This window comes from Streptomyces sp. NPDC058955 (genome assembly GCF_042741435.1).
Taxonomy (GTDB): domain Bacteria; phylum Actinomycetota; class Actinomycetes; order Streptomycetales; family Streptomycetaceae; genus Streptomyces.
Genome location: NZ_JBHYKM010000081.1, coordinates 14,172 through 33,153, shown reverse-complemented (window position 1 = coordinate 33,153; position 18,982 = coordinate 14,172). Strand labels below are relative to the sequence as shown.

Sequence of the window (18,982 nt, the reverse complement as noted above, 5' to 3'; positions counted from 1 at the left end):
CCTCTTGGTTGGGGCGGGGGGGGATCTGTTTTTGATAACCCCGCGCGGGCCCCCCCCCCCCCCCCCCCCCCCCCCCCCGCTGCGTTGTCGGTGGCAGCCGATAGCCTGCACGAATAGCTGATCGAACGGAGGGGCGGCGTGCGCGTACTGGGGGTGGACCCGGGACTCACCCGATGCGGTGTCGGTGTCGTCGAGGGCGTCGCGGGACGGCCGCTCACCATGCTCGGCGTCGGCGTGGTCCGCACCCCCGCCGACGCCGACATCGGCCCCCGCCTGGTCGGCATCGAACGCGGCATCGAGGAGTGGCTCGACCGCTTCCAGCCCGAACTGGTCGCCGTCGAGCGGGTGTTCAGCCAGCACAACGTGCGGACGGTGATGGGCACCGCCCAGGCCAGCGCCGTCGCCATGCTCTGCGCCTCCCGGCGCGGCATCCCCGTCGCGCTGCACACCCCCAGCGAGGTCAAGGCGGCCGTCACCGGCTCCGGCCGCGCCGACAAGGCCCAGGTCGGCGCCATGGTCACCCGGCTGCTCCGGCTCGCCGCCCCGCCCAAGCCGGCCGACGCGGCCGACGCCCTCGCCCTCGCCATCTGCCACATCTGGCGCGCCCCCGCGCAGAACCGCCTCCAGCAGGCCGTCGCCCTGCACGCCTCGAAAGGCCGCACGTCATGATCGCCTTCGTCAGCGGCCCGGTCGCCGCCGTCGCCCCCACCACCGCCGTCGTCGAGGTCGGCGGCGTCGGCATGGCCGTCCAGTGCACCCCGAACACCCTCGCCGGCCTCCGCGTCGGCGAGCACGCCCGGCTCGCCACCTCCCTCGTCGTCCGGGAGGACTCCCTCACCCTGTACGGCTTCGCGGACGACGACGAGCGCCAGGTCTTCGAGCTGCTCCAGACCGCCAGCGGCGTCGGACCCCGGCTCGCCCAGGCCATGCTCGGCGTGCACAGCCCCGACGCGCTGCGCCTCGCCGTCTCCACCGGCGACGAGAAGGCCCTCACCGCCGTCCCCGGCATCGGCAAGAAGGGCGCCCAGAAGCTGCTCCTGGAGCTGAAGGACAAGCTCGGCCAGCCCCTCGGCAGCAGCGGCCTCGTCGGCCAGCAGCGCGCGGTCGCCGCCGGCCCCGCCCCCTGGACCGAGCAGCTCGCCGCCGCCCTCGTCGGCCTCGGCTACGCGTCCCGCGAGGCCGAGGAGGCCGTCGCCGCCGTCACCCCGCAGGCCGAGGCCGCGCTCGCCGAGACCGGCTCCGCGCCCGTGCCCCAGCTGCTGCGCGCCGCCCTGCAGACGCTCAACCGCGCCCGCTGACCGCCCGCAGCCCCTCCCGTACGAAGGAAGACACCACCGTGAACTGGGACGACGAGACGGCATCCGCCCACGAGGAGCGGATCGTCGGCGCCGCCGCCGAGGGCGATGACCAGGCCGTCGAGGCCGCCCTCCGCCCCAAGGACCTCGGCGAGTTCATCGGCCAGGAGAAGGTCCGCCAGCAGCTCGACCTCGTCCTCAAGGCCGCCCGCCAGCGCGGCGCCACCGCCGACCACGTGCTGCTCTCCGGCGCCCCCGGCCTCGGCAAGACCACCCTGTCGATGATCATCGCCGCGGAGATGAACGCGCCGATCAGGATCACCTCCGGCCCCGCCATCCAGCACGCCGGCGACCTCGCCGCGATCCTCTCCTCCCTCCAGGAGGGCGAGATCCTCTTCCTCGACGAGATCCACCGGATGTCCCGGCCCGCCGAGGAGATGCTCTACATGGCGATGGAGGACTTCCGCGTCGACGTCATCGTCGGCAAGGGCCCCGGCGCCACCGCCATCCCGCTCGACCTGCCGCCCTTCACCCTGGTCGGCGCCACCACCCGGGCCGGCCTGCTGCCGCCCCCGCTCCGCGACCGCTTCGGCTTCACCGCCCACATGGAGTTCTACGAGCCGCACGAGCTGGAGCGGGTCGTCACCCGGTCCGCCGGACTCCTCGACGTGGAGATCGACCCCGCCGGCGCCGCCGAGATCGCCGGCCGCTCCCGCGGCACCCCCCGCATCGCCAACCGGCTGCTGCGCCGCGTCCGCGACTACGCCCAGGTGAGGGCCGACGGAGTGATCACCCGCGAGATCGCCGGCGCCGCCCTCGGCGTCTACGAGGTCGACAGCCGCGGCCTCGACCGCCTCGACCGGGCGGTCCTCGAAGCCCTGCTGAAGCTCTTCGGCGGCGGACCCGTCGGACTGTCCACCCTCGCCGTCGCCGTGGGGGAGGAGCGCGAGACCGTCGAGGAGGTCGCCGAGCCCTTCCTCGTACGGGAGGGACTGCTGGCCCGTACGCCCCGTGGCCGGGTCGCCACGCCGGCCGCATGGACCCACCTCGGACTGGTCCCGCCGCAGGCAGCGGGCCCGGCGGCGGCCGGACCGGGACAACAGGGGCTGTTCGGCTCCTGAGGCCGCTGTGACGGGTGGGTGACGGCGCGGAGTCTCGCCCGAGCAGGAACCACGGTGCCATGCTGGGCGTTGTTCCATCGATGCGGACTCGCCTAGACTCCGCCGATGCCGCCCTTTCTGGTCGGCGTACCCACCCCCGAAGATCAGGCCGCGGGTTCTCCGTGACCGTGCGAAGGATTTCCGTCCCGTGAATAACATCGGCATGCTCCTCCCGTTCATCGTGCTCATCGGGGCGATGTTCCTGATGACCCGCTCTGCCAAGAAGAAGCAGCAGCAGGCGGCGGAGATGCGCAACCAGATGCAGCCCGGCACCGGCGTACGCACGATCGGGGGAATGTACGCCACCGTCAAGGAGATCCAGGACGAGACCGTCCTGCTCGAGGTCGCGCCCGGCGTGCACGCCGTCTACGCGAAGAACGCCATCGGCGCGGTCCTCGACGACGCCGAGTACAACCGGATCGTCCACGGTGACACCGACGAGGACACCGCCGACGACGCGGGCACCGTCGTCCCGGACGACGCCTCCTCGCTGACCGACGCTGACGAGGCCCCCAAGGCCGATCTGACCAAGAAGTCGGACGCGGTCGAGGCCGAGGTCGAGAAGGACGGCAAGGCCGACGGCGAGACCGAGGCGAAGTAAGTCGCACCCGGCACCGCGGCCCACGCCGACGAGCGTGGCCGCGGCCGGGAACGGTCCGACGTCTGCGGGGGAAGGTCCCCACACACACTTCGTGGCCTCCGTGCGCCCACCCGGCGCCCGGACGGTTTGGACAGGGAGAAACGACAGGTGGCAGCACCGAAGAAGGGCCGAAGGCCGGCGGGGGGACAGAGCCGGCCGGGCCGCGCCCTGGCACTCATTCTGATCGCCATGGTCGCGCTCACCGGCGGCATGTTCTGGTCGGGGCACACCACCCCGCGCCTCGGCATCGACCTCGCCGGCGGCACGTCGATCACGCTCAAGGCCAAGGCGGAGCCCGGCCAGGAGTCCGCGGTCAACGAGACCAACATGAACACGGCGGTCGGCATCATCGAGCGCCGTGTCAACGGTCTCGGCGTCTCCGAGGCCGAGGTCCAGACGCAGGGCCGCGAGAACATCATCGTCAACATCCCCAAGGGGACGAACGAGAAGCAGGCCCGCGAGCAGGTCGGCACCACCGCCCAGCTCTACTTCCGGCCCGTGCTCACCGTCGCGGCCGCCGCCCCCGAGGCCGCGCCCACCGCGAACCCCTCGGGCTCGGCCACGCCGAAGCCCTCCGCGTCCGCCTCCGTCGGCGAGAAGAAGTCGGCCACGCCGACCGCCACCGCCTCCACCCAGGGCCGCGCGCTCACCGAGGCCCTCAAGGCCCCGAACGCCACCGGGACGCCCACCCCCAGCGGCAGCGCCTCCGCCAAGCCGAAGGCGAGCGCCACCCCGCAGCCGACGCCCAGCGCCGACGCCGCCACCGCCGCGCTCCAGCAGAAGTTCACCACCCTGAACTGCCTGGACCCCAAGCAGCGCACCGCCGCCGCCGCGGGCACCAAGCCCGGCGACACCATCGTCGCCTGCGGCAAGAACGCGATCGGCCAGTGGGAGAAGTACCTCCTCGGCCCCGCCGAGGTCGAGGGCCGTGACGTCGACGACGCCAAGGCCGCCATCGACCAGCAGAGCGGCCAGTGGATCGTCGACATGACGTTCACCGACGCCGGCTCGAAGAAGTTCCAGTCGATCACGAGCAAGCTCTCGCAGCAGGCCGAGCCGCAGAACCAGTTCGCCATCGTCCTCGACGGCGAGGTCGTCTCGGCGCCCCGCGTCCAGACCACGCTCAGCGCCAACGCGCAGATCTCCGGCAGCTTCAACCAGCAGTCCGCCCAGGACCTCGGCAACATCCTGGCCTACGGCGCCCTGCCGCTCTCCTTCGACACCCAGAGCGTCGACACCGTCACCGCCGCCCTCGGCGGCGACCAGCTGGAGGCCGGCCTCATCGCCGGCGCCATCGGTCTCGCGCTGGTCATCGTCTACCTGGTGGTCTACTACCGCGGCCTGTCGTTCATCGCGATCCTCAGCCTCGGCGTCTCCGCCCTGCTCACCTACGTGATCATGTCGCTGCTCGGCCCGGCCATCGGCTTCGCGCTGAACCTGCCGGCCGTCTGCGGTGCCATCGTCGCCATCGGCATCACCGCCGACTCGTTCATCGTCTACTTCGAGCGCATCCGCGACGAGCTCCGCGAGGGCCGCACCCTCCGCCCGGCCGTCGAGCGCGCCTGGCCGCGCGCCCGCCGCACCATCCTGGTCTCCGACTTCGTGTCGTTCCTGGCCGCGGCCGTGCTCTTCATCGTGACCGTCGGCAAGGTCCAGGGCTTCGCGTTCACGCTCGGCCTGACCACCCTGCTCGACATCGTCGTGGTGTTCCTCTTCACCAAGCCGCTGATGACGCTGCTCGCCCGCACCAAGTTCTTCGGCGACGGGCACCCGTGGTCCGGCCTGGACCCGAAGCGCCTGGGTGCCAAGCCGCCGCTGCGCCGCACCCGCCGTACCGCCCCCGCCGCCGGCGCCGCCGGCACCGTCGAACCGAAGGAGGCGTGAGATGTCGAAGCTCGGCGATCTCGGCGCCCGGCTCCACCGCGGTGAGGTCGGTTACGACTTCATCGGGAACCGCAAGATCTGGTACGGCCTCTCCGTCCTGATCACCATCACGGCCATCGTCGCCCTGGCCGTCCGCGGCCTCAACATGGGCATCGAGTTCCAGGGCGGCGCCGTCTTCACCACCCCGAAGTCGGACGTCAGCGTCAGCCAGGCGCAGGAGTACGCGGAGGAGGCGTCCGGTCACGACGCCATCGTCCAGCAGCTCGGCAACGGCTCCCTGCGCATCCAGGTCGGCGGCCTCGACACCGAGCAGTCCGACCAGGTCCGCACCGAGCTGGCCAAGGACCTGAACGTCCCCGAGGACAAGATCGCCGCCGAGCTGGTCGGCCCCAGCTGGGGCGAGCAGATCGCCAACAAGGCGTGGACCGGCCTCGGCGTCTTCATGATCCTCGTGGTGATCTACCTGGCCATCGCCTTCGAGTGGAGAATGGCCGTCGCGGCGCTGATCGCGCTGATCCACGACCTCACGATCACGGTCGGCATCTACTCGCTGGTCGGCTTCGAGGTCACGGTCGGCACGGTGATCGGTCTGCTGACCATCCTCGGCTACTCGCTGTACGACACCGTCGTCGTCTTCGACTCCCTCAAGGAGCAGACGAAGGACATCACGAAGCAGACCCGCTTCACCTACAGCGACATGGCCAACCGCTCGATCAACGGCACCCTGGTCCGCTCCATCAACACCACCGTCGTGGCGCTGCTGCCCGTCGCGGGCCTGCTCTTCATCGGCGGCGGCGTCCTCGGCGCGGGCATGCTCAACGACATCTCGCTGTCGCTCTTCGTGGGTCTGGCCGCCGGTGCCTACTCCTCGATCTTCATCGCCACCCCGCTCGTCGCCGACCTCAAGGAGCGCGAGCCGGCCATGAAGGCGCTGAAGAAGCGGGTGCTGGCCAAGCGCGCCTCCTCCGCCGCCCGCGGCGAGGACGGCCTCGACGACGGCACCGCCGTGGCCGAGACCGCCGTCGTCGGGCCGCGCGCCGCCCGCCGCGGCCGCGCCCAGGAGCCGCGCCGATGACGGCCGAGGCCCAGGACGTGACCGGCCTGCTGCTCAGCCGGATCCGTGACGTCCCCGACTACCCGAAGCCGGGCGTGCTGTTCAAGGACATCACCCCGCTGCTCGCGGACCCGGAGGCGTTCACGGCCCTCACCGACGCCCTCGCCGCCCTCTGCTCCGCGCAGGGCGCGACGAAGATCGTCGGCCTGGAGGCCCGCGGCTTCATCCTCGCCGCGCCGGTCGCCGTCCGCGCGGGCCTGGGCTTCGTCCCGGTCCGCAAGGCCGGCAAGCTGCCCGGGGCCACGCTCCGCCAGGCGTACGAGCTGGAGTACGGCACCGCCGAGATCGAGGTGCACGCCGAGGACCTGGCCGCGGGCGACCGCGTCATGGTCATCGACGACGTCCTCGCCACCGGCGGCACCGCCGAGGCGTCCATCGAGCTCATCCGCCGCGCCGGCGCCGAGGTCGCGGGCGTCGCGGTCCTCATGGAGCTCGGCTTCCTCCCGGGCCGCACCCGGCTGGAGCCCGCCCTCCGGGGCGCTCCGCTCACCGCGCTGATCACCGTCTGAGACGCGACCGGAAGGAATCCAGCGGATTCCGGACAGGGGCGCCCCGGGAATTCCCGGGGCGCCCTTCGCGTTTGCCCCGGTACGTCCCCGGAAGGGGCCGGAGAAGCGGCCCCGGGCCCCCGTCCGTCCCCCGGCCGCGTGAGCACGCGGCGTCATGGCTCGATACGATGGCCTTTCCGGGCCTGACCGGGGGACCCGGAACCTCCCCCAGACCCCGTCCGGGGGGACCCCAGAGGAGCGCTCTTTGCCAGACGAGGCCCAGTCACTCTCCGCCGCGCAGCCCGACCCCAAGGCCGACCAGGCCGCGCAGGGAACCGGCACGCCCCAGAACAAGCCCGCGGAGAACAGGCCGAAGCCTGCTGCGCCCGCTCCGGCACCGACCCCCGCGCCGACCCGCTCCGGCGGTTCCTCGAACCGGGTGCGCGCCCGTCTGGCCCGGCTCGGAGTGCAGCGCTCGTCGCCGTACAACCCGGTCCTCGAACCGCTGCTGCGGATCGTCCGCTCCAACGACCCCAAGATCGAAACGGCCACTTTGCGCCAGATCGAGCGGGCCTACCAGGTCGCGGAGCGCTGGCACCGCGGCCAGAAGCGCAAGAGCGGCGACCCGTACATCACCCACCCGCTCGCCGTCACCACCATCCTCGCCGAGCTCGGCATGGACCCGGCGACCCTGATGGCCGGCCTCCTCCACGACACCGTCGAGGACACCGAGTACGGCCTGGAGGACCTGCGCCGCGACTTCGGCGACCAGGTCACGCTCCTCGTCGACGGCGTCACCAAGCTCGACAAGGTCAGGTTCGGCGAGGCCGCGCAGGCCGAGACCGTCCGCAAGATGGTCGTCGCCATGGCCAAGGACCCCCGGGTCCTCGTCATCAAGCTCGCCGACCGCCTGCACAACATGCGCACCATGCGCTACCTCAAGCGGGAGAAGCAGGAGAAGAAGGCCCGCGAGACGCTGGAGATCTACGCCCCGCTGGCGCACCGGCTGGGCATGAACACCATCAAGTGGGAGCTGGAGGACCTCGCCTTCGCGATCCTCTACCCCAAGATGTACGACGAGATCGTCCGGCTCGTCGCCGAGCGCGCCCCCAAGCGGGACGAGTACCTCGCCATAGTGACCGACGAGGTCCAGGCCGACCTGCGCGCCGCCCGCATCAAGGCGACCGTCACCGGCCGCCCCAAGCACTACTACAGCGTCTACCAGAAGATGATCGTCCGCGGCCGGGACTTCGCGGAGATCTACGACCTGGTCGGCATCCGCGTCCTCGTGGACACCGTCCGCGACTGCTACGCGGCCCTCGGCACCGTCCACGCGCGATGGAACCCGGTCCCCGGCCGGTTCAAGGACTACATCGCGATGCCGAAGTTCAACATGTACCAGTCGCTGCACACGACGGTCATCGGCCCCAACGGCAAGCCCGTCGAGCTGCAGATCCGCACCTTCGACATGCACCGCCGCGCCGAGTACGGCATCGCCGCGCACTGGAAGTACAAGCAGGAGGCCGTCGCCGGCGCCTCCAAGGTCCGCACCGACGTGCCCAAGGGCGGCGGCAAGGACGACCACCTCAACGACATGGCGTGGCTGCGCCAGCTGCTCGACTGGCAGAAGGAGACCGAGGACCCGGGCGAGTTCCTGGAGTCCCTCCGCTTCGACCTCTCGCGCAACGAGGTCTTCGTCTTCACGCCCAAGGGCGACGTCATCGCGCTGCCCGCCGGCGCCACCCCGGTCGACTTCTCGTACGCCGTCCACACCGAGGTCGGCCACCGCACCATAGGGGCGCGGGTGAACGGCCGGCTGGTGCCGCTCGAATCCACCCTCGACAACGGCGACCTGGTGGAGGTCTTCACCTCCAAGGCCGCCGGCGCCGGCCCCTCCCGCGACTGGCTGGGCTTCGTCAAGTCCCCGCGCGCCCGCAACAAGATCCGCGCCTGGTTCTCCAAGGAGCGCCGGGACGAGGCCATCGAGCAGGGCAAGGACGCCATCGCGCGGGCCATGCGCAAGCAGAACCTGCCGATCCAGCGGATCCTCACCGGCGACTCCCTCGTCACCCTCGCCCACGAGATGCGGTACAACGACATCTCCTCGCTGTACGCGGCGATCGGCGAGGGCCACGTCACCGCCCAGTCCATCGTGCAGAAGCTGGTCCAGGCGCTCGGCGGCGAGGAGGCGGCCACCGAGGACATCGAGGAGGCCGCGCCGCCCACCCGCGGCCGTTCCAAGCGCCGCTCCAACGCCGACCCCGGCGTGGTCGTCAAGGGCGTCGAGGACGTCTGGGTCAAGCTGGCCCGCTGCTGCACCCCGGTGCCCGGCGACCCGATCATCGGCTTCGTCACCCGCGGCAGCGGCGTCTCCGTCCACCGCAGCGACTGCGTCAACGTCGAGTCGCTGTCCCGCGAGCCGGAGCGGATCCTGGAGGTCGAGTGGGCCCCGACCCAGTCCTCGGTCTTCCTGGTCGCCATCCAGGTCGAGGCACTGGACCGCTCCCGGCTCCTCTCCGACGTCACCCGGGTCCTCTCCGACCAGCACGTCAACATCCTCTCGGCGGCCGTCCAGACCTCCCGCGACCGCGTCGCCACCTCCCGCTTCACCTTCGAGATGGGCGACCCCAAACACCTGGGCCACGTCCTCAAGGCGGTCCGAGGCGTCGAGGGCGTGTACGACGTCTACCGCGTGACGAGCGCACGCAGGCCGTAACCGGGAGGACGGGGGGAAGGCATGGCGGACGGGACCCTGACGGGCAGGACCCTGGGGAACCGCTACGAGCTGATCGGGCCGATCGGCCACGGCGGCATGGGCGAGGTGTACGAGGGGCTCGACCGCGTCCTCGACCGCCGCGTCGCGGTGAAGGTGATTCGGTCCGGGCTGTCCACCGAGGACATGCGGCGGCGCTTCCTCCGGGAGGCGCAGGTCCTGGCCCGCATCGCCCATCCCAACACCGTGACGGTGTACGACGCGGGCGAGTTCGCGGAGCGCCCCTACCTCGTCATGGAGTACCTGCAGGGCATCAGCCTCCAGGACCTGATCGGTGAGGGGCCCCTCGACGAGCAGGTGGTGCGCGCGGTCGCGGCCGAGATGTGCGAGGGGCTGAGCGCCGCGCACGAGGCCGGCGTGCTGCACCGCGACGTGAAGCCGAGCAATGTGCACCTCAGCCGCCGGGGGCGGGTCGTCCTGCACGACTTCGGCATCGCGTCGCTCCTCGAAGCGGACACCGGCACCCTCACCGCGCCCGGCGTGATCGTCGGGACGCCGGCCTACATGAGCCCCGAAGCCGTGCGCGGGGCGGCGACGGGAACGTACTCGGACCTGTACGGGCTCGGTGTCTGCATGTACGAGATGCTGAGCGGCGAGCTGCCGTTCAAGTCGGCCGGCTCCGCGCCCGTGATGCTGTACCGGGTCGCCAACGAGGGGCTGCCGGAACTGACGGGCGTGCCCGCCGACCTCGCCGCTCTCGTCGCGGACCTGGTCCACCGGGACGCGGACCTCCGTCCCACGGCCGCCGAGACGCTGGACCGCCTGCGGCCGCCCGCGGACGGGGAGGCCCTCGTCGCGGCGGCGTCCCAGGGCAAGGTGCGGGACCGGGCGGTACGGCGGCTCAGCGCTCCCGCCACCGACTCCGTCGTCCGGCCGCGTGCCGACGACTCCCTGTGGACGGCACCACCGGTCGAGGGGAGGGAGTCCCGGGCCCACCAGCTGCGGCCCGCGCCGGAGACGGATCCGGGCGACGCCGTCGGAGCGCCCGGGGACCTCGGTCTGAGCGGGGTGGCCCGCAGGCACATCCTCCGCACGATGAGCCCGCAGGTCGCCGCGTCACGGCTGCGCGAGGCGGTGAACCTGGTGCTGCGCGGGGAACTGGAAGAAGCGGTGGAGTTGTTGGCGGCCGTCTCGAAAGTCTGCGAAGCTGCCCTCGATCCCGGGCATCCGACGACCATCGCCAGCGCCTACTGGCAGGCGGTGTGCCTGACCCGGCTGGGGGCGGACGGCGAGGCACTCGTCAAGTTCTCGGAGGTCGGCGAGCGGCTCGTCGAGGTGGAGCGGGATCGAAGGGGACCCGGGCATTGAAGGGGGTCCCGGGGAAGCATGGGGGAGTCATGGGACTGATCGAACTGGCCGTGCCGCAGGCGACGGACACCGAGGAGGAGCTGCGCTCGCTGCTGCGCTGGCTGAGCGCGGACGAGGGCGTCGGCCCGGGCACGCACGGGCGTCTCACCGGCTCGCGGCCGGCCCGCTCCGACCACCTCGGCGCGACGCTCGACCTGATCGCCCTCGCCGTCAGCGGCGGCGTCGGGGCCGCGCAGCTGGGCGTGGCCATCGCCGCCTGGCGGGGCGCCCGGCGGACCTCCCGCACCGTCGTCGTACGGCACGGGGCGCTGGAGGTCGAGGTGACCGACGCCGACGAGGAGACCGTGCGGCGCCTGGCGGAGGTGCTGGCCGCCGCCGCGGCGGCCGAGGGAACCGACGGGGGCCTCGCCACGCACCAGGGCAGTGATGACGGAGCTGCCTGACCCCTCCCACTCGGCGGCCGTGCTCATCGGGACCTCGCGCTACGAATGGCTGCCGCAGCTGCCCGCGGTGAGCAGGAACGTCGACGACCTCGCCGACGCACTCCAGGACCCGGCCCTGTGGGGCCTGCCCGGCGCCCACACCCGGGCAGTCGTGGACCCGGGCACCCCGGCGGACCTGCTGGACCCCGTCTACGAAGCCGGTGAGCGGGCGACCGACACCCTGCTCGTGTACTACTGCGGGCACGGGCTGCGGGACTCCGAGACGGCCGACCTCTACCTGGGACTGCGGGGATCGAAGGACGGCGTCGGCTACACGGCGGTGGGGTACGGGCATCTGCGCGCGGCGATCCGCGCCTCCGCCGCGCGCCGGAAGATCGTCGTCCTCGACTGCTGCTTCAGCGGCCGGGCGGCCCGTGCCCTCGGCGACGAGCAGCGGATCGCCGCACTGGCCGGCATCGAGGGTGCGTACGTCCTGGCGGCCTCCCCCCGCGACCACGTGGCGCTGGCCCCGGAGGGCGAGAAGTACACGGCGTTCACCGGCGAGCTGCTCGACGTGCTGCGCCAAGGGCTGCCGGAGGCACCAGAGACGCTGGACCTGGAGACCCTCTTCCAGGCCCTCGACACCCGGCTGACCGCGAAGAACCGCCCGCGGCCGCAGCGGAGCCAGGAGAACAACGTCGGCCGGCTGCCCCTCGTCCGGAACCGGGCCCGGGCCTCCCGGGCCTCCGTGCTGGGGCCGGTGGCCGACGCGGACGTGCGGGCGGCCATGGTGTCCAGCGGCCTCCAGGTGGCGCGCCTCCTGCGCTCCCACGGCCGGATCCGGGACGCCCTGCCGATCCTGCGCATGATCCTCCAGGAACAGCGCGGAGAGACGGACGGCGACACCTTCTACGTCCAGCTCGAACTGGCGGAGGTGCTCACGGAGAGCGGGCACGAACGGGAGGCCGTCGAGATCCTGGAGCTCGCCTTCCAGCAGACCCACAAGCGCTTCGGGCCCGAGGCGGTCATGATCTGCCGGCGCCTCGCCGAGCTGCTGCAGGCCGCCGGCAACCACGCCCAGGCGTGCGAGGTGCTGCGCCACGCCCTCGACACCCTGGAGGGCGGGGAACGGCCGTCGGCCGCCGCCTCCTGACCGGTCGGCCGCGCGCGGTTACGAGGAAGGGCCCCCGGCGTGTGCCGGGGGCCCTTCCTCGTGCGTACGGCTACGGCGGGGTCAGCCGCCGAACTCCTGGAGGCCCTTCAGGGCCTGGTCCAGGAGGGCCTGGCGGCCTTCCAGTTCCTTGGCGAGCTTGTCGGCCTTGGCGTCGTTGCCGGCCGCCCGGGCCGCGTCGATCTGCTTGTGGAGCTTCTCGACGGCGTCCTGGAGCTGGCCGGTCAGGCCCGCGGCACGCGCGCGTGCCTCGGGGTTGGTGCGGCGCCACTCGGCCTCCTCGGCCTCCTGGATCGCCCGCTCCACCGCCTGCATCCGGCCCTCCACCTTCGGGCGGGCGTCGCGCGGCACGTGGCCGATGGCCTCCCAGCGCTCGTTGACGGCGCGGAAGGCGGCGCGGGCGGCCTTCAGGTCCGTCACCGGGAGCAGCTTCTCGGCCTCGGCGGCCAGCTCCTCCTTCAGCTTGAGGTTCTCGGTCTGCTCCGCGTCACGCTCGGCGAAGACCCCGGACCGGGCGGCGAAGAAGACGTCCTGCGCGCCGCGGAAGCGGTTCCACAGGTCGTCCTCGTGCTCGCGCTGGGCCCGGCCCGCGGCCTTCCAGTCGGCCATCAGCTCGCGGTAGCGGGCCGCGGTGGCACCCCAGTCGGTCGAGTTCTGCAGCGCCTCGGCCTCGGCGACCAGACGCTCCTTCGCCTTCCTGGCGTCCTCGCGCTGCGCGTCCAGCTGGGCGAAGTGCGCCTTCCGGCGCTTGGAGAAGGCCGAGCGGGCGTGCGAGAAGCGGTGCCACAGCTCGTCGTCGGACTTCCGGTCGAGCCGGGGAAGGCCCTTCCAGGTGTCCACCAGCGACCGCAGCCGCTCGCCGGCCGCCCGCCACTGCTCGCTCTGCGCCAGCTCCTCGGCCTCGGTGACCAGCGCCTCCTTGGCGGAACGCGCCTCGTCGGCCTGCTTCGCCTTCTGCGCCTTGCGCTCCTCGCGGCGCGACTCCACCGACTCCGCGAGCTTGTCCAGGCGGGCCGAGAGCGCGGCCAGGTCGCCGACGACGTGGTGCTCGTCGACCTGGTGCCGGATGTGCTCGATCGCCGTCTGGGCGTCCTTCGCCGAGAGGTCGGTGGTCTTCACCCGCTTCTCGAGGAGGCCGATCTCGACAACCAGGCCCTCGTACTTGCGCTCGAAGTAGGCCAGCGCCTCCTCGGGAGTGCCCGCCTGCCAGGATCCGACGACCTTCTCACCCTCGGCCGTCCGCACGTACACGGTGCCCGTCTCGTCGACGCGGCCCCACGGGTCGCTGCTCACAGCGCCTCCTCACCATGATGCCCTCGACGGGTGGTGACCCCCGGGCATCGTCCACAGTTCCTGGGCGGGCCTCGCCCGCCTTCCGCGGCGCGGCCGACGGATCGGACCGCACCGCACAACGCCAATCTAGGCGAACGGCGGCCCGGCTGTCCGCACTCAGCGCGACCGAAATTCCACGGTCACGTGCGTGCGGACCTCCGGGCCGCCGTCCTGCGCAGCGCCCCGCCTCACTTCGCGGAGACGGTCGCCTTCTCGATGGTGACCGGCTTCTTGGGGGCGCCGTCGCCCTGGCCGCCCTCGACGCCGGCCGCGCCGACCTTCTGCACCGCCGCCAGACCGGCCGCGTCGATCGTGCCGAAGGGGGTGTACTGCGGCGGCAGCTTCGAGTCCTTGTAGACGAGGAAGAACTGCGAGCCGCCGGTGCCCGGCTGCCCGGTGTTGGCCATGGCGACCGTGCCCGCCTTGTACGTGACCTTGCCGTCGGCGCCCGGCTTGCCCAGGGCGTCGAGGTTCTCGTCCGGGATGGTGTAGCCGGGGCCGCCCATGCCGGTGCCCTCCGGGTCGCCGCACTGGAGGACGAAGATCCCCGCGGTCGTGAGCCGGTGGCACTTCGTGCCGTCGAAGTACTTCTTGTCGGCGAGGTGCTTGAAGGAGTTCACCGTGCGCGGCGTCTTCGCCGCGTCCATGTCGATGGTGACGTCGCCCTCGTTGGTCTTCAGGGCGAAGGCGTACGTGCCCTTGGCCTCGATGCCCATCTTCGGCTCGCCGCCGGCCGCCTCCGTCCCGGTGCTCTTGGAGTCGTCCCCCAGGAGCTGCACCGAGGCGTACACCGCGCCGCCGGCCGCGAGCACCACCGCGAGGGAGGCCGCGATCACGGTGTTGCGCCGCTTGGTCTTGCGCTGCGCCTCCGCCCGTCGCTGCTGCTGGCGCGCGTACTTGTCCCTGGCGAGCTGCCGCCGCCGCTGATCGCTGGTGACCACCGGGTCCGCTCCCTCTCGTTCGTGTGTTCCTGTCCTGGCCGGATGTGCCCGTACCGTATACGGGTTGGCTGTGGAATACGCACCGCCGGTAGGCTCTCATCTGCTGCATTCCGCGAGGCCGCAGCGAACTGCCGGACGACACAGAAGGACGATCGTGCTGATTGCCGGGTTCCCCGCCGGGGCCTGGGGCACCAACTGCTACGTGGTCGCCCCCGCCGCAGGCGAGGAGTGCGTCATCATCGACCCGGGCCACCAGGCCGCCCAGGGAGTCGAGGAGACGCTGAAGAAGCATCGGCTCAAGCCCGTCGCGGTGGTCCTCACCCATGGCCACATCGACCACGTCGCCTCCGTCGTCCCGGTCTGCGGCGCCCATGACGTACCCGCGTGGATCCACCCCGCCGACCGGTACATGATGAGCGACCCGGAGAAGGCCCTCGGCCGCTCCATCGGGATGCCGCTCATGGGCGAGCTGACCGTGGGCGAGCCGGACGACGTGCACGAGCTCACCGACGGCGCCGCGCTGAAGCTCGCGGGCATGGACTTCTCGGTCGCCCACGCGCCCGGCCATACCAAGGGGTCGGTGACCTTCCGGACGCCGGAGACCTCGGAGATCCCCTCCGTGTTCTTCTCCGGCGACCTGCTGTTCGCCGGCTCCATCGGACGCACCGACCTGCCCGGCGGTGACATGGACGAGATGCTCGCGTCGCTGACCCGTGTGGTCCTGCCGCTCGACAACTCGACCGTCGTCCTGTCCGGCCACGGTCCCCAGACGACCATCGGCCAGGAGCGCGCCACCAACCCGTATCTGCGGCAGGCGGCCTTGGGCCGCCAAGCAGACGGCAGCACGGACGCTCCCCGACGAGGAATGTGACGAGAACCTCCGTGAGCACCTTCAAGGCCCCCAAGGGCACGTACGACCTGATCCCGCCGTTCTCCGCGACCTACCTGGCGGTACGGGACGCGATCGCCGCACCGGTGCGGCGGGCCGGCTACGGCTATGTCGAGACCCCCGGCTTCGAGGACGTGAACCTCTTCGCCCGCGGTGTCGGCGAGTCCACCGACATCGTGACCAAGGAGATGTACGCCTTCGAGACCAAGGGCGGCAGCAAGCTGGCCCTCCGTCCCGAGGGCACCGCCTCCGTGCTGCGCGCGGCCCTGGAGGCCAGCCTGCACAAGCAGGGCAACCTGCCGGTCAAGCTCTGGTACTCGGGCTCCTACTACCGGTACGAGCGGCCGCAGAAGGGCCGCTACCGCCACTTCTCGCAGGTCGGCGCCGAGGCGATCGGTGCCGAGGACCCGGCCCTGGACGCCGAGCTGATCATCCTGGCCGACGAGGCGTACCGCTCGCTCGGTCTGCGGAACTTCCGCATCCTGCTGAACTCGCTCGGCGACAAGGAGTGCCGCCCCGTCTACCGCGAGGCCCTGCAGACCTTCCTGCGCGGCCTCGACCTCGACGAGGAGACCCTGCGCCGCGCCGAGATCAACCCGCTGCGGGTCCTCGACGACAAGCGCTCCGACGTGCAGAAGCAGCTCGTCGACGCGCCGCTGCTACGCGACTACCTGTGCGACGCCTGCAAGGCGTACCACGAGCAGGTCCGCGAGCTGATCACCGCCGCCGGCGTCGTCTTCGAGGACGACCCGAAGCTGGTCCGCGGCCTCGACTACTACACCCGGACCACCTTCGAGTTCGTCCACGACGGCCTCGGCTCCCAGTCCGCCGTCGGCGGCGGCGGCCGCTACGACGGCCTCTCCGAGATGATCGGCGGCCCCTCGCTGCCGTCCGTCGGCTGGGCGCTCGGCGTCGACCGGACCGTCCTCGCCCTGGAGGCGGAGGGCGTCGAGCTGGACCTGCCCGCCACCACCAGCGTCTTCGCGGTGGCCCTCGGCGAGGAGGCGCGCCGCGTCCTCTTCGGCAAGGTCACCGAGCTGCGCCGGGCCGGCGTCGCCGCCGACTTCTCCTTCGGCGGCAAGGGCCTCAAGGGCTCGATGAAGGACGCCAACCGCTCCGGCGCCCGGATCGCGCTGGTCGCCGGCGAGCGCGACCTCGCCGAGGGCGTGGTCCAGGTCAAGGACATGGAGTCCGGCGAGCAGCGCGCGGTCGCCCTCGACGAGGTCCTGGACGCGGTCCGCGGTCTGCTCGGCTGAGCCCCCTCGCCAGGGAAGGGGCCCGGTCCGCCGTGTGCGGCCGGGCCCCTTCCGCGTCCGGGACGCCCCGCGGGGACCTCCGGCTCCCGACCGGGGCCGTCCGGCCCTTATCCCGTACGAACGCTCGCCCGTATACCCCTTGTTGCAGAATGTCCGTGGCCACAAGGCCGGCGAGCGAGTGAGAAGGCGACGACAGGCATGACGAAAGCCGACGCGGAGACGACGGGCACGGCGGGCACCATCGGCGCGAGCAAGGGCCTCGCCTGGCTCCTGGTGGTCACCGGGGCGGCCGGGCTGCTCGCCGCCTGGGTGATCACCATCGACAAGTTCAAGCTCCTGGAGGACCCGAACTTCGTCCCCGGGTGCAGCCTGAACCCCATCGTGTCCTGCGGGAACATCATGAAGAGCGAGCAGGCGTCGGTCTTCGGCTTCCCCAACCCCATGCTCGGCCTGGTCACCTACGCCATGGTGATCGCCATCGGCGTCGGCCTCCTCGCCGGCGCCCGCTACCGCCGCTGGTACTGGCTCGGCCTCAACGCCGGCACCCTCTTCGGCGTCGGCTTCTGCACCTGGCTGATGCAGCAGTCGCTGTACGAGATCAACTCGCTCTGCCTGTGGTGCTGCCTCGCCTGGGCCGCCACCATCGTCATGTTCTGGTACGTGACCTCGCACAACGTCCGCAACGGCGTCATCCCCGCCCCGGCCGGGCTGCGGACCTTCTTCGCCGAGTTCACCTGGGTCCTGCCCGTCCTGCACCTCGGGATCATCGGCATGCTGATCCTCACCCGCTGGTGGGACTTCTGGACGAGCTGACGGCGACCGCGCCCGCCCGGCTTGTCGGTGGCGTGACCTAGGCTTCATGGACGTGGAGCCCGACCTCTTTACCGCAGCCGCCGAAGAACGCCAGGAGAAGGACCCGTCCAGCAGCCCGCTGGCGGTCCGGATGCGCCCCCGCACCCTCGACGAGGTGGTGGGCCAGCGGCACCTGCTCAAGCCCGGCTCACCGCTGCGGCGGCTCGTCGGGGAGGGCACCGGCCCCGCCGGCGCCTCCTCGGTGATCCTCTGGGGCCCGCCCGGCATCGGCAAGACCACCCTCGCGTACGTGGTCTCCAAGGCCACCGACAAGCGCTTCGTCGAGCTCTCCGCGATCACCGCCGGCGTCAAGGAGGTCCGGGCCGTCATCGACGGCGCCCGCCGCGCCTCCGGCGGCTACGGCAAGGAGACCGTCCTCTTCCTCGACGAGATCCACCGCTTCTCCAAGGCACAGCAGGACTCGCTGCTGCCCGCCGTCGAGAACCGCTGGGTGACCCTCATCGCCGCCACCACCGAGAACCCGTACTTCTCGGTGATCTCCCCGCTCCTCTCCCGCTCCCTGCTCCTCACCCTGGAGCCCCTCACCGACGAGGACCTCAGCGGCCTCATGGACCGGGCCGTCACCGAGGAGCGCGGCCTCGGCGGCGCCGTCGAGCTCATGGACGACGCCCGCGCCCACCTGCTGCGGATCGCCGGCGGCGACGCCCGGCGCGCCCTCACCGCCCTGGAGGCCGCGGCCGGCGGCGCCCTCGCCAAGGGCGAGCGGGAGATCACCCTCCAGACCGTCGAGGAGGCGGTCGACCGCGCCGCAGTGACGTACGACCGGGACGGCGACCAGCACTACGACGTCGCCAGCGCCCTCATCAAGTCCATCCGCGGCTCCGACGTCGACGCGGCCCTGCACTACCTGGCCCGCATGATCGAGGCGGGCGAGGACCCCCGCTTCATCGCCCGCCGCCTGATGATCTCCGCCAGCGAGGACATCGGCCTCGCCGACCCGCAGGCCCTGCCGCTCGCCGTCGCCGCCGCCCAGGCCGTCGCCATGATCGGCTTCCCCGAGGCGGCCCTCACCCTCAGCCACGCCACCATCGCCCTCGCCCTGGCCCCGAAGTCCAACGCGGCGACCAACGCGATCTTCGCCGCCCGCGAGGACGTGCGGAACGGCCTCGCCGGCCCCGTCCCGCCCCACCTGCGCGACGGCCACTACAAGGGCGCCGCCAAACTCGGCCACGCCCAGGGGTACGTCTACCCGCACGACGTGCCCGGCGCGATCGCCGCCCAGCAGTACGCCCCCGACGCCCTCCACGGCAAGCGGTACTACGAGCCCACCCGCTACGGCGCCGAGGCCCGCTACGCGGACGTGGTGGAGAAGGTCCGCGAGCGTCTGCGGAGCGACGGCGGCTGACGCCCGGGGCCGCCCCGGCCCCGGGACGGCGGCGCTCCGGGGAGCCGGTACACTGGTCGGGATCGCTGCGTCCCGTGTCCGGCCCCAGGCC

The 18,982-nt window shown here is 72.0% G+C and carries 17 protein-coding genes; 15 read left to right on the top strand and 2 right to left on the bottom strand.

Annotated features, from left to right (window positions below; all coding sequences use genetic code 11):
• The first annotated feature begins 138 nt into the window (after positions 1-138).
• From ruvC to ACFW1I_RS26285, 11 genes are all read left to right on the top strand, one after another.
• Positions 139-669, top strand: coding sequence for a crossover junction endodeoxyribonuclease RuvC (gene ruvC / locus ACFW1I_RS26335; protein WP_319009838.1), 531 nt, complete (start codon positions 139-141; stop codon positions 667-669).
• Positions 666-1,298: a Holliday junction branch migration protein RuvA gene (ruvA, locus tag ACFW1I_RS26330; protein ID WP_031005523.1), complete on the top strand. Its 633-nt coding sequence runs from the start codon at positions 666-668 to the stop codon at positions 1,296-1,298. Before ruvC ends, ruvA begins: the two co-directional genes overlap by 4 nt.
• Positions 1,299-1,336: 38 nt before the next feature.
• The gene (gene ruvB, locus ACFW1I_RS26325) at positions 1,337-2,416 is read left to right on the top strand and encodes a Holliday junction branch migration DNA helicase RuvB (protein WP_384674448.1); all 1,080 of its coding nucleotides are present in this window, start codon (positions 1,337-1,339) and stop codon (positions 2,414-2,416) included.
• 202 nt (positions 2,417-2,618) lie between these two features.
• Positions 2,619-3,056, top strand: a complete 438-nt coding sequence (gene yajC, locus ACFW1I_RS26320) for a preprotein translocase subunit YajC (RefSeq protein ID WP_384674461.1) — start codon at positions 2,619-2,621, stop codon at positions 3,054-3,056.
• Between the two features lie 147 nt (positions 3,057-3,203).
• Positions 3,204-4,979 (top strand): protein translocase subunit SecD, encoded by a 1,776-nt coding sequence (gene secD / locus ACFW1I_RS26315; RefSeq protein WP_384674446.1) that lies wholly within the window; start codon positions 3,204-3,206, stop codon positions 4,977-4,979.
• Position 4,980: 1 nt separating this feature from the next.
• Positions 4,981-6,054, top strand: a complete 1,074-nt coding sequence (gene secF / locus ACFW1I_RS26310; RefSeq protein ID WP_384674444.1) for a protein translocase subunit SecF — start codon at positions 4,981-4,983, stop codon at positions 6,052-6,054.
• Complete coding sequence (locus ACFW1I_RS26305) at positions 6,051-6,602, top strand: adenine phosphoribosyltransferase (protein ID WP_384674441.1); 552 nt, start codon at positions 6,051-6,053, stop codon at positions 6,600-6,602. Before secF ends, ACFW1I_RS26305 begins: the two co-directional genes overlap by 4 nt.
• 244 nt (positions 6,603-6,846) lie before the next feature.
• Positions 6,847-9,297 carry a RelA/SpoT family protein gene (locus tag ACFW1I_RS26300; RefSeq protein WP_384674439.1) on the top strand — a complete coding sequence of 817 codons (2,451 nt, stop codon included), beginning with the start codon at positions 6,847-6,849 and terminating at the stop codon, positions 9,295-9,297.
• A 21-nt stretch (positions 9,298-9,318) separates the two neighbouring features.
• Positions 9,319-10,662, top strand: a complete 1,344-nt coding sequence (locus ACFW1I_RS26295) for a protein kinase (RefSeq protein ID WP_384674437.1) — start codon at positions 9,319-9,321, stop codon at positions 10,660-10,662.
• A 29-nt stretch (positions 10,663-10,691) separates the two neighbouring features.
• Positions 10,692-11,105, top strand: coding sequence for a hypothetical protein (locus ACFW1I_RS26290; RefSeq protein ID WP_384674434.1), 414 nt, complete (start codon positions 10,692-10,694; stop codon positions 11,103-11,105).
• Positions 11,089-12,237 (top strand): caspase family protein, encoded by a 1,149-nt coding sequence (locus ACFW1I_RS26285; RefSeq protein ID WP_384674432.1) that lies wholly within the window; start codon positions 11,089-11,091, stop codon positions 12,235-12,237. Before ACFW1I_RS26290 ends, ACFW1I_RS26285 begins: the two co-directional genes overlap by 17 nt.
• 81 nt (positions 12,238-12,318) lie before the next feature.
• On the opposite strand, the gene ACFW1I_RS26280 is transcribed toward ACFW1I_RS26285, so the two are convergent.
• Positions 12,319-13,548, bottom strand: coding sequence for a DUF349 domain-containing protein (locus ACFW1I_RS26280; protein WP_384674429.1), 1,230 nt, complete (start codon positions 13,546-13,548; stop codon positions 12,319-12,321).
• Positions 13,549-13,775: 227 nt separating this feature from the next.
• Positions 13,776-14,528: a peptidylprolyl isomerase gene (locus ACFW1I_RS26275; RefSeq protein ID WP_384674428.1), complete on the bottom strand. Its 753-nt coding sequence runs from the start codon at positions 14,526-14,528 to the stop codon at positions 13,776-13,778.
• A gap of 154 nt (positions 14,529-14,682) precedes the next feature.
• On the opposite strand from ACFW1I_RS26275, the gene ACFW1I_RS26270 reads away from it, so the two are divergent.
• The 4 genes from ACFW1I_RS26270 to ACFW1I_RS26255 all read left to right on the top strand — a co-directional run bounded on the left by ACFW1I_RS26270 (position 14,683) and on the right by ACFW1I_RS26255 (position 18,891).
• Positions 14,683-15,399 (top strand): MBL fold metallo-hydrolase, encoded by a 717-nt coding sequence (locus ACFW1I_RS26270; protein WP_384674426.1) that lies wholly within the window; start codon positions 14,683-14,685, stop codon positions 15,397-15,399.
• Between the two features lie 11 nt (positions 15,400-15,410).
• Positions 15,411-16,673, top strand: a complete 1,263-nt coding sequence (gene hisS / locus ACFW1I_RS26265; RefSeq protein ID WP_384674423.1) for a histidine--tRNA ligase — start codon at positions 15,411-15,413, stop codon at positions 16,671-16,673.
• Between the two features lie 198 nt (positions 16,674-16,871).
• Positions 16,872-17,486 carry a vitamin K epoxide reductase family protein gene (locus tag ACFW1I_RS26260; protein ID WP_384674420.1) on the top strand — a complete coding sequence of 205 codons (615 nt, stop codon included), beginning with the start codon at positions 16,872-16,874 and terminating at the stop codon, positions 17,484-17,486.
• A 52-nt stretch (positions 17,487-17,538) separates the two neighbouring features.
• Positions 17,539-18,891: a replication-associated recombination protein A gene (locus tag ACFW1I_RS26255; RefSeq protein ID WP_384674459.1), complete on the top strand. Its 1,353-nt coding sequence runs from the start codon at positions 17,539-17,541 to the stop codon at positions 18,889-18,891.
• Positions 18,892-18,982 lie beyond the last annotated feature (91 nt).